15 protein-coding genes, 1 tRNA gene and 1 pseudogene are annotated in these 12,529 nt (G+C 50.9%); 9 read left to right on the forward strand and 8 right to left on the reverse strand.

The features are described 5' to 3' along the window. Positions 1-92 precede the first annotated feature (92 nt). The 4 genes from KWG61_RS14825 to KWG61_RS14840 all read right to left on the reverse strand — a co-directional run bounded on the left by KWG61_RS14825 (position 93) and on the right by KWG61_RS14840 (position 3,024). The gene (locus KWG61_RS14825) at positions 93-263 is read right to left on the reverse strand and encodes a hypothetical protein (protein WP_242744482.1); all 171 of its coding nucleotides are present in this window, start codon (positions 261-263) and stop codon (positions 93-95) included. A 69-nt stretch (positions 264-332) separates the two neighbouring features. Further along, positions 333-935, reverse strand: coding sequence for a PTS glucose transporter subunit IIA (locus KWG61_RS14830; protein ID WP_230267183.1), 603 nt, complete (start codon positions 933-935; stop codon positions 333-335). Positions 936-1,213: 278 nt separating this feature from the next. After that, positions 1,214-1,462, reverse strand: a complete 249-nt coding sequence (locus KWG61_RS14835) for a hypothetical protein (protein ID WP_242744484.1) — start codon at positions 1,460-1,462, stop codon at positions 1,214-1,216. Next, positions 1,450-3,024 (reverse strand): ABC-F family ATP-binding cassette domain-containing protein, encoded by a 1,575-nt coding sequence (locus KWG61_RS14840; RefSeq protein ID WP_242744485.1) that lies wholly within the window; start codon positions 3,022-3,024, stop codon positions 1,450-1,452. The genes KWG61_RS14835 and KWG61_RS14840 overlap by 13 nt, the downstream gene beginning before the upstream one ends. Before the next feature lie 609 nt (positions 3,025-3,633). Between KWG61_RS14840 and KWG61_RS14845 the strand changes: the two are divergent. From KWG61_RS14845 to KWG61_RS14865, 5 genes and pseudogenes are all read left to right on the forward strand, one after another. Continuing rightward, a pseudogene (locus KWG61_RS14845) lies at positions 3,634-4,367 on the forward strand (ABC transporter transmembrane domain-containing protein). Beyond that, positions 4,331-5,233, forward strand: coding sequence for an ATP-binding cassette domain-containing protein (locus tag KWG61_RS14850; protein WP_242744487.1), 903 nt, complete (start codon positions 4,331-4,333; stop codon positions 5,231-5,233). The pseudogene KWG61_RS14845 and the gene KWG61_RS14850 overlap by 37 nt, the downstream one beginning before the upstream one ends. Further along, the gene (locus KWG61_RS14855) at positions 5,211-5,591 is read left to right on the forward strand and encodes a hypothetical protein (RefSeq protein ID WP_242744489.1); all 381 of its coding nucleotides are present in this window, start codon (positions 5,211-5,213) and stop codon (positions 5,589-5,591) included. The genes KWG61_RS14850 and KWG61_RS14855 overlap by 23 nt, the downstream gene beginning before the upstream one ends. A 20-nt stretch (positions 5,592-5,611) precedes the next feature. Further along, a complete protein-coding gene (locus KWG61_RS14860) occupies positions 5,612-6,178 on the forward strand; it encodes a hypothetical protein (protein WP_242744491.1) in 567 nt (188 codons plus the stop codon). Further along, positions 6,085-7,341 carry a nitrous oxide-stimulated promoter family protein gene (locus KWG61_RS14865; protein WP_242744493.1) on the forward strand — a complete coding sequence of 419 codons (1,257 nt, stop codon included), beginning with the start codon at positions 6,085-6,087 and terminating at the stop codon, positions 7,339-7,341. The genes KWG61_RS14860 and KWG61_RS14865 overlap by 94 nt, the downstream gene beginning before the upstream one ends. A gap of 178 nt (positions 7,342-7,519) precedes the next feature. Here the strand turns inward: KWG61_RS14865 and KWG61_RS14870 are convergent, their stop codons facing one another. The 4 genes from KWG61_RS14870 to KWG61_RS14885 form a co-directional block, all read right to left on the reverse strand. Further along, positions 7,520-7,744 (reverse strand): hypothetical protein, encoded by a 225-nt coding sequence (locus KWG61_RS14870; RefSeq protein WP_242744495.1) that lies wholly within the window; start codon positions 7,742-7,744, stop codon positions 7,520-7,522. A gap of 602 nt (positions 7,745-8,346) precedes the next feature. Then, complete coding sequence (locus KWG61_RS14875) at positions 8,347-9,294, reverse strand: DNA-directed RNA polymerase subunit alpha (RefSeq protein WP_230267178.1); 948 nt, start codon at positions 9,292-9,294, stop codon at positions 8,347-8,349. 77 nt (positions 9,295-9,371) lie between these two features. Further along, complete coding sequence (gene infA / locus KWG61_RS14880) at positions 9,372-9,590, reverse strand: translation initiation factor IF-1 (RefSeq protein WP_230267177.1); 219 nt, start codon at positions 9,588-9,590, stop codon at positions 9,372-9,374. A 173-nt stretch (positions 9,591-9,763) separates the two neighbouring features. Beyond that, complete coding sequence (locus tag KWG61_RS14885; protein ID WP_230267176.1) at positions 9,764-10,735, reverse strand: rod shape-determining protein; 972 nt, start codon at positions 10,733-10,735, stop codon at positions 9,764-9,766. Positions 10,736-10,796: 61 nt separating this feature from the next. Here KWG61_RS14885 and KWG61_RS14890 point away from each other — a divergent pair, with 61 nt between their 5' ends. From KWG61_RS14890 to KWG61_RS14905, 4 genes are all read left to right on the forward strand, one after another. Then, positions 10,797-11,255, forward strand: a complete 459-nt coding sequence (locus KWG61_RS14890; protein ID WP_230267175.1) for a hypothetical protein — start codon at positions 10,797-10,799, stop codon at positions 11,253-11,255. Between the two features lie 27 nt (positions 11,256-11,282). Beyond that, positions 11,283-11,358, forward strand: a tRNA-Gln gene (locus KWG61_RS14895). A gap of 223 nt (positions 11,359-11,581) precedes the next feature. Beyond that, entirely contained in the window at positions 11,582-11,968 is a 387-nt protein-coding gene (tnpB, locus tag KWG61_RS14900) for an IS66 family insertion sequence element accessory protein TnpB (RefSeq protein ID WP_230268547.1), read from the forward strand. Between the two features lie 92 nt (positions 11,969-12,060). Continuing rightward, on the forward strand, positions 12,061-12,504 hold the full coding sequence (locus tag KWG61_RS14905) for a hypothetical protein (RefSeq protein WP_242743428.1): 444 nt from the start codon (positions 12,061-12,063) through the stop codon (positions 12,502-12,504). Positions 12,505-12,529: the final 25 nt, after the last annotated feature.

Raw genomic sequence — 12,529 nt, forward strand, 5'->3', positions numbered from 1 at the left:
GCAAATTCTTCTGCACCGGCTTTGACTTTTCGTTGAAGGCTTTGGTATCGGCTTTTGCCTTGGCATCATCCTTGGCAAGATCTGCCTTGCATTCAGCTTCTTTGGCTTCGGTCTCTTTTTACGTCTGCGGCTTTTTCCTTGGCTTTTTCCTTGTCGCTTTCGAAGTCAGCTTTCAGCTTTTCCGCTTCCTTTTCTACAGAGTCGGACATTTTGTCCCAGCCCTCTTTCACATCTTTTCCCAGATCTTTAAAGAAATCACTCATGATTCAGACCTCCTTGATTGACTTCATTATATCGAGCCCTGTCATGGGCCCTTTTGGATATGCCCGTCTTTACGCCTTGTACACTTTTGCCTTCGGCTGGGTGGTGATAATAATTTCGTTTCGTCCGATGACGCCCGGTTCATGGTTTGGAACGTAGCCGGCGCCTTTAAAATCCGCAAACGTCTTCGGTTCCGCCAGCATCAGCTTCGACTTAGCTTCGATCGGATGGGCGAAGCGAACTAACGGCTGGCCGGCCTGTACATCCTGACCGGGATGAACGAGAATCGTCGCATCCTTTTCAAAGGAAACAGTGCCGACGCATACTTTAATCGCCAGCGTATTCACAGGACTGGTCTTGATCACAATCGTATTTTGCGGCAGATCGATTGATTCAATCACACCGTCCGCTGGCGCACAGATCGACTGATCTTTCACTGCCATGACAGCCAGCGTCCGCATTTCCTGGTCTTTCTGCGAAATTTCCTTCTCGTCAAACGGAAGGGCGAGCAGACTGCCGTCTGCCCAGGCAAACAGATCATGGTAGGAATCCAGTTCCGCATTTTCTGCAGCGGCATCGGCTTCAAAAGATTCTTTGGCATGATGCCATACGTCCTTGATTTCTTCGCCGCCCTTTTCGACATCTTCTTTTAAATGATTCAGAAAATCACTCATCGCTATCCACTCACTTTCTGCAGGCTCCAACAAATTTCTGTCGATCAGAAGGTCGGCCGCACTCTTGAGCGCCCTGGGCCCGAGATCTTGCCCTAATTTGAAAGCATTGATCCGTTCCATCTGGCTTCTGCTCGAAAAAGAGACCTGCTGTGCATTCATTATAGAAATGCTCCCCAGAGGCCAGGCTGCCTTATGCCCGAAGGCCCTGCAGATCCAGAGCGTCCATGCGAAAAGCCGGTCTGGACAGACTCGAATCCAGACCGGCTTTTCGCATCGTTTTAAGTTTTCAATTTTTCGAACGAATTCTTTCGAGAGAAGCGTTTTTGAGCGAGCTCTTCGGGCTTTCCTCTTTTTCTTGTTTTTCCTGTTCGTCTTCTTACTCGTCTAGTATTCTTACTCGTTTTCTTATTTTTCGCGGCGTAAAGTTTTGCGGTTTCTTCCCGCTTTTCTTCGAGCTCCATCCAACGCTCTTCAAGCTGTTCATTGGTCTGGCTAAGGGCTTCGCGTTCATCGCTCAGCTCGGCCACTTTTTATAATCCGTTTCCGACTCGAGAAGATTATCGATTTCTTCAATGCGAGCCGTATTGGCTTCCAGTTTCTGTGGAATTTCTTCCAGCTCCCGTTTCTCTTTGGAGGAAAAGGAAATCTTCTTTTCCTTTGGACGGGCAGAAATGGCTGCACTGGCCGGTCTGGCTTTGTCCTGGCGGCGTTCTTCTTCCTTGAACACCTGCAGATCGGAATAGCCTCCGCTAATACGCAGGAAGGTTCCGTCGCTTTGCAGTTCAAACAGCTCGGTCGCGGTACGGTCGATGAAGAAACGGTCGTGAGAAACGAACAGCACTATGCCGGGGAAATTATCGAGATAGTCTTCGAGAACTTCCAGCGTTTCGATATCCAGATCGTTTCCCGGCTCGTCGAGCAGCAGGACGTTCGGCGCTTTCATCAGCACGCGAACGAGTTCGAGACGGCGCCGTTCGCCGCCTGAAAGCCGGTTTAACGGAAGATACTGCCTGGTCTTATCAAACAGGAATCGTTCGAGCATAGCCGAAGCGCTCTGTGCGCCGTCGAGGGTAACGACTGCCTTGGCTTCTTTTTCGATATAGTCCAGAACACGAAGGTTTCCATCCGCCGGATCGGGGATCTGTCGGAAATAGCCGATTTTTACTGTGGAGCCAAAATTAAAGGCGCCGGTGAGCGGCGTCAGATCGCCGTCGACCAGATTGAGGAACGTCGATTTTCCGCAGCCGTTCGGTCCGACGAGCGCGATGCGGTCCGTTCTTTTGCAGTGGTAGGAAAAGTCATGAAACAGAATTTTCTCAGGCGTATAGCCAAAGGAAAGGTTCTGCCATTCGAGCGTCTTCTTGCCCAGGCGTTCGCTGGGAAAGCGCAGTTCCATCGTCTTGTTCTGCCGGCTGGTTCGCTGCGCGCGCAGTTCTTCAAACCGGTCGAGACGGGACTTCTGCTTTGTGGAACGCGCCTGCACGCCAGCCCGTACCCATTCGAGTTCGTGACGGTACAGGTTTTCCCGTTTGGCGGCTCTTGCCTGTTCATCCGCTTCCCGTTTTTCTCTGGCTTCCAGGTATTCGGCGTAGGAGCCGGGATGACTGTACAGATGACCGTCGGTCAGCTCCAGAATTCGGGTGCATGCCTGTTCCAGAAAGCGGCGATCATGCGTAACGGTAATGACAGTCGCCTTCGTTTTGGAAAGCCAGTTTTCCAGCCATTCAATCATTTCAATATCAAGATGATTGGTCGGTTCATCCAGAAGAAGCAGATCCGCCCGGTCCGCCAGCGTCAGGGCCAGCGAAAGACGGCGCTTCTGGCCGCCGGAAAGCGGTTCGATCGGCGCGTCAAAATCGTCCAGCTTGAGACGCGTCAGAATGGCCTTGAGTTCATAGTCATCGCGCGGATCGCTCAGTGCGTCGTTGGCCGCTTTCATCTCCTGCCAGATCGTCTTTTGCGTAAAGACGGGATTCTGTTCCAGAATGTGGGTTTTCATTCCGGACTTGCGGATGATTTTGCCCGCTGTGGTCTGGGGATCCGCCAGGATTTTGAGCAGAGAGGATTTCCCTGCACCATTGCGGCCCACCAGTCCGATTTTTCCGAAACTTCGGCGTCCATCGATTCATCGTCGAGAATTGGTGAACGGCCGTCTCCATAGTCCAAATGCAGATGGGATGCCGATATCAGCATATAATCGCTCCTCTCCTTACGGCCATGCGGCCTTTTTCATTTTCTGCTCATTTTTTTGCGTAGACGATAAATTTTCTATTCTTTCATCCGCTCTCCTGTCCGTCAGTCCGGAAAGCGAATTCATACAAATTGGATCCCTTTTGTTCGAAAAGCGAAAGGAATGGCTTGCACACGGGAAAATCCATCTGTATAGTTAGTCGGCGCAAACCGTTAATCCACGCTAACTTTCTGACTCTCCCCGCCTTTTGAAAACAGACCGGGTCAGCGCGGCAGCATGGATTGCGACCTTTTTCATTTGGAGACGGAATGTCCGTCTTTATGCAAGGAGCATCAGAAAGGAGCCCTTTATGCTGAACAAACGTCTTCTGAAAGCCTTCCCGGATACGTTTCCTTATATTAGCAGAAACATTTTCTTTCAGTGGATTTCCCTGCTGGCTTCGAGCCTTTCCACGATCGCGCTGTGCGTATGCGCAGCCTCCATTTTCGGGACGCCTTCCCTTTCCGTATGGAATACCGCTTTACTCGTTCTTGCCTGTCTGATTGTGCGCCAGATGGCTTTAAAAATGGCCTCCCGTGCTTCGTTCCAGGCCGCGGCCCTTGTTCGCCGGCAGCTGCGCGAACGTCTTTTGACAAGCTCAGCCAGCTTGGCAGCAGCTATCGCAACCGATGGAGTACCTCGGAAATTTCCCAGCTGACCAGCGAAGGCGTTGAACAGCTCGAAGTCTGGTTTGGCCAGTATTTGCCGCAGTTCTTTTACGCTCTGCTCGCTCCGCTCACGCTGTTTCTGATCGTCGGATTTCTTTACTGGCCGGCAGCCCTTGTGCTGTTTGTCTGCGTTCCGCTTATTCCTGTTTCCATCATCGCCGTACAGAAATTTGCCAAAAACTGCTTTCCCGCTACTGGGATCAGTACACGGGGCTGTCGGATGACTTCCTGGAAAACCTGCAGGGACTTACCACCCTCAAGCTTTACGGAACGGATGGCCTCTATCACGAAAAGATGAACCGTCAGGCGGAAAACTTCCGCCGCATTACCATGCGCGTTCTCATCATGCAACTCAACTCGATTTCCGTCATGGACCTTGTTGCCTACGGCGGAAGCGCGCTGGGCATGGGTATGGCGCTTTACGGCTGCCTGCACGGACAGATCGGTGCCTCCACAATGCTTTCGATCATCCTGCTTTCCGCGGAATTTTTCTGCCGATGCGTACGCTGGGCAGTTATTTCCATATTTCCATGAATGGATCCGCGGCAGCCGATAAAATGTTCGCAATTCTCGACACTCCCGTTCAGGACGGCAGCGAGGAACTTTGTCTGGACTCGGCTTTTCCGGCTCTGGATATCGAAGCCAGAGATCTGTCCTTCACGTATCCAGAGGCGACAAAGCCAGCGCTCGAACATGTATCCTTTTCGCTTCAGGGAAACGGTCTGTATGGCATCGCAGGCGAATCCGGTTCGGGAAAAAGCACTCTGGCTTCCCTGCTTTATGGACGCCTGCGTTTTGACGATGGAACGCTGACGCTCAACGATCAGCCGCTGGAAAGTCTGTCGAGAAAAAGTCTGGCTCGTCACATCGGCGTTCTGAACAGCCAGCCGGTCCTCTTTGCGGGAACCGTCCGCGAAAACCTGTGCGGATCAAGAGAAATCGATGATCCAACCCTGATCGAGATTCTCAGAAAAACGCTGATCTGGCCGCTCATCCAGAAGCGGGGCGGCCTGGATTTTGTCCTGGAGGAAGGCGGATCCAACCTATCCGGCGGACAGAAACAGCGGCTGGCGTTCGCCCGGCTTCTCTCCAGCGAACCCTCCGCGCTTCTGCTCGATGAAGCAACTTCTTCCATTGATGCTGCCAGCGAAGCCATTCTCGTTCATTTAATCGAGGAATTTTCCAAAGAGCATCCCGTCTTCTTTATTACCCATCGCCTTTCCAACGTGAAACGCGCGAAGCAGATTCTCGTTTTCGCCCATGGAAAACTCGTTGAACAGGGACGATTCGAAGATCTGAAAGAAGCCGGGGGCGAATTCGAACGCATTTATTCTGCCCAGCAGAAACTGGAACAGTACGTGAAAGGAGAAAGTCTGTATGAACGCGAAGAAAACGAATAAGAATCTCTCCACCTTTGGCGTACTGCGCAGTCTGCTCAAGCTGGTGCACGGCATGGAATGCTGGATGATTCTCGCCATTCTGGCCGGAACCGCCGGATTCGTGTGTGCTGCCGGAATCGGGATGATGGCCGTCCTGGCCGCATTCTCCCATATACCTGGCTCCATTTCGATCTCCTTCGGGACAGCCTGCCTTTGCATGGGACTGTTCGCCGTTTTGCGCGGCGTCCTTCGCTATGGCGAGCAGGCGTGCAACCACTACATTGCCTTTCGTCTTCTGGCCACGATTCGCGATAAAGTTTTCGGTCAGCTGTGCCGGCTCGGTCCAGCCCGGCTGGACGGGCGTAAAAGGGCGATCTGATCGCTCTGATCACTTCGGATGTGGAACTTCTGGAAGTGTTTTATGCCCACACGATTTCTCCGTTCTGCATCGCGATCTGCTGCGCCGTCCTCTTTGGAGCTGCCGGTTTCTGGATTCACTGGTCCATCGGCGTCCTGCTTCTTTGCAGCTACGCGCTGGCTGCCTTTGGCATTCCGCTGATTTTCGGTTCTGCCGCACAGAAAACCGGCATTGCCCGTCGTAAGGCTGTCGGCGATCTGAGCGCGACAGTGCTGGAAAACGTGCGCGGCGCGGACGAAATCATTCAGTACGATCTTGAAGGCGTCCGCAAAGCACGAATGAACGAAAAGACGGAAGAACTGCTCGTGCTGGAAGACGAGCAGAAAAACAGACCGTGGCCGCTTCTTCTGCCTCTCTGGCTATCGTTACTCTCTCGATGCTCTTCATGCTTTTTCTTGGTCTCTATCTTTACCGGCACGATCAGATCGGTGCACAAAGCTTCCTTGCGTGTCTCGTGCTCCAGTCCTCAACCTTTGGACCATTTCTGGCGCTGGCCAATCTGTCGACCGGTCTGTCCTCCACGCTTGGGGCCGCTCGCCGCGTCCTGACGCTGTTTGATGAAGAAGTTACCGTCAGGGAAAACGAAAAAGGGGCCTGCCCAGAATCGAGCGCCATGGCGGTGGAAAATCTCGCCTTTGCCTATGACGATCAGGCGATCCTGGAAAGTCTTTCCCTGTCTTTTCCGGAAGGAAAAATCACCGGAATCGAAGGCAGAAGCGGCTGCGGACAATCCACTCTGCTTCGCCTGCTCATGCGCTTTTTCGATCCGCAGGCCGGGACAGCCCGCCTTGGCGATGAAAATCTGAAAGACGTACAGACGGATTTCCTGCGTACAAAACAGTCTGTGGTTTTGCAGGAGAGCGTTCTGTTTACCGATACCCTTCGCAATAACCTTTTAGCCGCCAAACCCGATGCGACAGACAAAGAAATTCGCAGAGCGTGCAAAAAGGCCAGCATCGATACCTTCATCGATTCCCTCGATCAGGGGCTGGATACCATGCTGGCGGAAAGCGGAAGTTCTCTTTCGTCCGGCGAAAAGCAGCGCAGGGCTGAAAAGAAACGGGCCTTTGAGGCACGTGTCGTCCAGGAAATGATCGCCCTCTACTACAAAAAGTATCCCAATCCCCATGAAGAAAAAGAGCTGCTGGAATACGCCGTTGTGCGCATTTCCAAATGCCCGTTCATGGAAACGAAAATATTCTGTTCCCAGTGCCAGGTGCACTGTTACCGAAACGAGCGGCGCAAACAGATTCGTCAGGTCATGCGCTATTCCGGCCCGCGCATGCTTCTCCATCATCCAGTCATGGCTCTTCGCCATCTGTACTACGACAACCAGAACCGCATCGAAAAGCCGCTGTTTCTGCTGATCGGCTTCGTCGGACTGTTTCTTTGCGTTCTTGGAGCCATCCTGCCCGTTCTGCCGTCCTTTCCTTTCGCGCTGATGGCCGCCTTTGGCTTTGGGCGAAGCAGCGAGAAGCTGCACGATCGCTTTGTCGCATCCCGGCTGTATCAGGACAATGCCAAAGACTGGGTTGAACACCGTGCCATGCGTCCGCAGGCTAAGAAGCGCGTTCTGATGACGATCTCGCTCGTGCTTCTCTGCAGCTGGCTGATGCTCTTCCATCTGCCCTGGGTCCAGTGGATTCTTGTGGCCGTCTGGATCGGCCACGTCCTTTACTTCCGCTTTGGAATCCGCACACTCGAAGACTAAGCCTGCCCATACATCCCTGTACGAAAGCGGCCCGTACCGCAGAGCCTTCCCTCAAGGGAACGTTCTGCGGTACGGGCCGCTTTTTCGTTTTAAATACGTTTTGTGCTTTTTTAGCAAGCCTGTCATACAGCCTGTCCTCGAACGTCATACGCTGCGCGAGAAAACAGGCTTTTGGCGATTACGCTTTGGAAGCCTGCGGCACTTCTTTCCAGGTGCCTTCTTCCTTTGTCAGGTAGCGGTAATCATCGCAGACCATTACCTTGGCGGTTTCACCGTCCACGTCGAGAATGTCGATCGTGTAGTATTTGGACTCATCGAATTCATTCGAGCCCTGCATGTTATCGAGAATCGTGCTGATAATCGCTTTGCGATCTTTGAAAAATCTTTTGCCATAAATATGCAATTCCTCACTTTCTGTACTTACTGTATGTAAATGCATGCGGCGCGGCCGAAGCATTTTCGGGATTCGATTTGTGAAAAGTCTGGGCTTTCTTCTCTGGATTCTGGGTATCCGGAACGCCTGTTCTTGTTCTGCCTGTTTTGTTCACTCTGTACTGCCCTGCAGATTGAAAAAACGGGAGTAAACGCAAACGCTGAAAGCTGTTTTCATACTGTTCATTTCAAATCATTTGGTTTCATTTCTATAAAAATATCATAGCTAAATCGAAAATCCAGATCAATTGCCCTATACTTACATTTTTCTTAATGCAATGTACAGACGTTTTTCAAAGGGACGGGATCCTTTTCTTCACGATAAATCCAGCCGCTTGGGATGGTATTTTTCCGCCTGTCGAATATCGGTGGATTTCGTCCTTTATACGCCGATAACGCCCCTGAAAGCAGAAAAGAGGAGGTCCGATTCGATCCGGACTTCCTCTTTCTGTATCGATAATGGATTTCGTGCTGGCTGACAGCGCGCTTCGTGTTCTGAAATTCCGTTCCCGCTTTGCGGGCTGAAATTTCTCCCTCTTCTCAGGGAATACAGCGCAGCCTGCTTGCCTGGAATCAGTCGTACTGCCGGAAACCAAGTCCCATGGCTTCGAGACGGTCCTTGACTTCCTGAAGCGACTTCTTGCCGAGGTTTTTCACGTGCATCATTTCATCTTCGGTCTTCTGGGTCAGCTCTTCTACAGTCTGAATGCCTGCACGTTTGAGGCAGTTGTAGGAGCGGACAGACAGCTCAAGATCTTCGATCATCATTGTCGAAGACTTCGCCACTTCTTCCGTAACCGGCGGCTGAACGGTGAAGCTTTCTTCGAGTTCCATCTGCGCAGCCGGATAAATATTATCGAGATAGCCGATGACAATACGCGCAGCTTCCGTAACGGCGTTCAGCGGCGTAATGCTTCCGTTGGTATGAATGTCGAATGTGACTTTGTCATACTTCGTATCGTGACCAAGCAGCGTCGGCTCGGACAGATATTCTGCGGATTTAATCGGTGTAAAGGTTGTATCGAGGCAGACCGTTCCTTCGGGAAGGTCGTATTCTTTTTCAATTTCGCCTGCTGTCTTGTAGCCGCCGTCGGTCGCCGCAAACAGCGTCATGTTCAGTGTCTGGTTTTCCTTAACGGTGCAGATCACCTGATCCGGATCGGTAATCGTTGTGTTTTCCGGGCAGATCAGATCGCCGGCGGTTACTGTGCAAGGGCCGGTTTTCACTAACTGCAGTTCGGTGATTCCCGTATCTTCGGTTTCAAGCTGGATCTTTTTCAGATTCAGTTTCAGACGAATAATATCTTCTTCGATTTCATCAAGTTTAGCGGCATCGGCAGGAGCGCCTTCCACTTTATAAGCCATAACGGCTGTGCTCGGAAGATCCGAGAGCAGAGTTCTGCAGATGGCGTTGCCAATGGTGGTTCCAAACCCGCGTGCGAGGGGTTCAAATGTAAAAGAGGCGCGAGTATCCGTGCCGTCAGGAAGCTGATTGAATGCTGCCCGGGTAAAAACTTCCATGATGTACCTCCTTGTTCAGAATTCGCTGACTCTGAACTTTCCTGTCGTATGTATCCTGTTTATTCAGGCGGTATACCTTATTTGTAGCGGAAGGTGATGCGTCCGCGTGTGAGGTCGTAAGGGGAAATATCCACTCTTACTCTGTCGCCGGGAAGAATACGAATGTGGTGCAGACGAATCTTTCCAGAAACATGAGCCAGAATTTCGTGTCCGTTTTCCAGTTTTACTTTAAATGCGGCGTTTGGAAGTGTATCCGTTACCAAGCCATCAAGTTCGATCATGTCCTGTTTAGCCATGTATGCTCAAGTTCCTCCTGTTTAGTTTCTATTTTCAGCCAATTTTTAGCGAATCCTGTTCGCAAATTGAAGCAAATTTATCGTGAATTGTATAAATAGCCATCTATCAATATATTCAATTGTCACTTTGTTTGCAAACGAAAAGTCCGAAAGCCTGAAAGGTATGCCCTTTCTCAGCGTCCAATGGTTTCGAGAAGCGCTTCCATGCCCCGGGAGACCGTTCGATCGGGCTCATCGGTGCAGTAAACGGGACATCCGGCCAGCGCGCCGATCTGATCGGCCAGGCCAAGCATCTTCATCGTACCGCCGCTGGCGACAATTCCCCGTTCCGAAAGATCGAGCTGAATGTTTTCCGGCAAGCCGCGCACAAACGAAGAAACCCACAGACCGAGTTCTCTGGCAAACGGTGCGAGTACCGCAGCCATTTCATTCTGGCTGACCGGGATTTCAATTTGCTTTTCGGTATCCCGCAGGCGCCCTTTGATGCGCACGTACTGATCCTTAGATGAAAGACGTACCGCGCCGATGGACTGAATCAGCAAATCGAGCGTCTGCTCATCCGGAATCAGATCGTGATGGCGAAGCAGGTACTTTGCTGCCAGCTCGCTGGCTCTGCGGCCATTGAGCGAAGGGTTCGAAGCGTGATAAATGCGCTGTCCCTGACGGAAAATGGCGATATCGCAGTTGGAAAAGCCGACCGAAAGAACGCAGCTCGAAACCGGCAAGAACAGATCCAGGCCGGATCCAACGGCTGCCATCCAGATTTCCGGATCGAAATAAATCTGACTGGCGCCCAGATCGAGAAGCGTCTGTTTCAGATGCAAAATATCTTCTTCCGAAAACGCAGAAGAATAGCTTAACAGAAGCGTCGTTTTCTGGAACAGTCGAAACAGCCGGAATTCATAGCACAGTTCGTTGAGCATGGCTTCGAGCGCTTTTGTATCCACGCCCTGATCACGGATCGGGCGGACTAAACGGATCGTCCGGTCCCTGGACGAGCGCAGATCGTACGCCTGCTCCCCGATGGCCAGAACATCTCCCTTTTCATTGAACGCGACAACAGAAGGCTCATCAAATACAACGCCCTCTCCGTCCACAATCAGCCGCAGACTGTGGGCTCCTAAATCTATACCCGCTCGAACCATTAGACGATGCCTCCCTGAGTTGCTAATATTATATCGTACAGAACCACGGATTTAAGAGAGTATGAAAGACCTGTTGAAAGACCACCCGCTTGTTTTAAACATTCTGATTGCTTCTTCCACGGCGGACCTGCTTTCCAGAAAGCTCGTGCTGCTGCAGGAGTGGTCAGTCTGGTTTGGCGTACTGAACTGCCGGATCCATCTTGTCCTTTGCGGCAAGGACCCCGACAGCTCTGTCAAAGCCATTGTTTCCACGTTTCACTGCCATACGTACCTGTCGTTTGATCCCGATTACCGGATCGCTTCGGAAGCCGGACTGCTTCAGATGCGCCCTGTATTCGGACGGCAGATCAAGAGCGCCTTCAATTCCATTTCCTTATTTGAAAACGATCAGATTCGTTTTGAAAGCCGCCGGATCAACGATTCTGCGCTGGAAAAAGTCGTTTCCAAATGCCTCTCTTTGCAGCACAAGTGGCTTCAGTCGCACATTCCTGCGTTCGTTGACAGGAAAATTCGCGGTTGATACAATACCTTTGCTTTTTGTGCGCCTTGGGGTATAGCCAAGCGGTAAGGCACAGGACTTTGACTCCTGCATTTCACTGGTTCGATCCCAGTTGCCCCAGCCATCGCAAATTCATGTCCAGCTTATGGACTCAAATAAAGGGACATCGTCTGGCGATGTCTTTTTCTTTATTCTGGCCGGATCCCGTCCTTTCTTTCAGACTTTGACGGACCGGCTTTTCCTTTGCTTTCAGGCTGAGAATTCATGCTTCGTAAGCGTCAAATAAAAGACGGGTATTTTCTCGACCGCCTCCTTGGGATAATTCCTTTATTCAAGGAGGCTTTTTCATGGAATCAATCATCCCTGCAATCGATCTCGGTATCGATTTCTCCAAAGTTAAAAACATCTATCTGGCTCAGATGCCTGCTGACCTTCGCAAAGGAATTGACGGTTACGTCTCCCTGGTTCAAGGACCTCTCGCTCTGGATCCGCTGGATGGATCCCTCTTTCTCTTCGTTAATCGACAGAAGAACAAGATCAAAGGTATCCTTCGTGACGGAAATGGATTCTGGCTTGTTTATAAGCGACTCTCCAGATCTTCCCTTCAGTGGCCTGTCAGCACTGACCAGTCCGACTTCATGCGAATTGACTGTTCGCAGCTGGCCTCTCTGCTTTCCGGTCTGTCGATTGTTCCCCAGCCGGCATTTCTGCCACGAACTTATAAGTACGTTTAAACCAATTTAAAAGGATGATTTTCTTGAAGGAATATCAAGATAAATCATCCCATTTACTTTATCTATCGCTCTAAATATGTTAAATTTAATACATGAATGTGCCGAACCCTTACCAGACAATCCGCAACGAGCTCCTCGAAGATCTTCATCATCAGATCAGCACCATGACGGAAGAAGAGAAAGACAAATTTATTGAGGATATGTACCTGGATCTCTATTTCGCTAAAGAAATCAATAAAGCCGTGAAAAGCGGCCGCTTTGGTCCTTCTACGGAAAAGATGGTTCCCTTGAAACTGGATTACTCTGAAAACGAGGACGGCGGCCCAGATATCAATATTCTGAATAAACAGCTGGCTCAGCTTGATCTGAAAGCCGATGTTTGTTTTAACCGGGCTGCGAAATATCAGGAAGAGGGAGACCGCTATCGTAAAGAAGCTGAAGATTTAAAGCTCAGTTCTGTTGAAGGAAGCAAGAAAAACCTTCCACCAAGTGCAGAAAGCAGGAAGCGGTCAAAGAAACCACTACCTTCAGTGTAGAAGGGGAAAAGCGCATTTGCCCAGT

The organism is Allobaculum sp. Allo2 (assembly GCF_022701175.1).
Taxonomy (GTDB): domain Bacteria; phylum Bacillota_I; class Bacilli_A; order Erysipelotrichales; family Erysipelotrichaceae; genus Allobaculum; species Allobaculum fili.